We start from the raw sequence: 254 nt of genomic DNA, 5'->3' as shown, positions 1-254 counted from the left end.
AGCGGACGACCGTGGAGTTCGTGATTCCCGCCGACAGCGACCGGTTCACCGACGACGACCTGCTCGGCACGCACGTCTTCGGCGTGTACACCGGAGACACCAACGCGACCAGCGTCGTGGTCGTCCGGGACTACTACTCGGGCGGTGGTGGTGGGTCCGCCTCATCGTCGTCATCTTCCTCGTCGAACGACGAGACCGAGACGGTCTCGAAGGACGTGATCACCCAGGAGAAGTACGGGCTCGACTACGACGAG

General features: G+C 64.2%; 1 pseudogene. It reads left to right on the top strand.

Annotated elements, in window-relative coordinates:
- Nucleotides 1-11 precede the first annotated feature (11 nt).
- A pseudogene (locus EXE44_RS19155) lies at nt 12-254 on the top strand (hypothetical protein); the annotation flags it as partial.

The organism is Halorubrum sp. SS7 (assembly GCF_005435055.1).
GTDB lineage: Archaea > Halobacteriota > Halobacteria > Halobacteriales > Haloferacaceae > Halorubrum > Halorubrum salinarum.
This window is presented reverse-complemented; position numbering and strand designations above follow the sequence as displayed.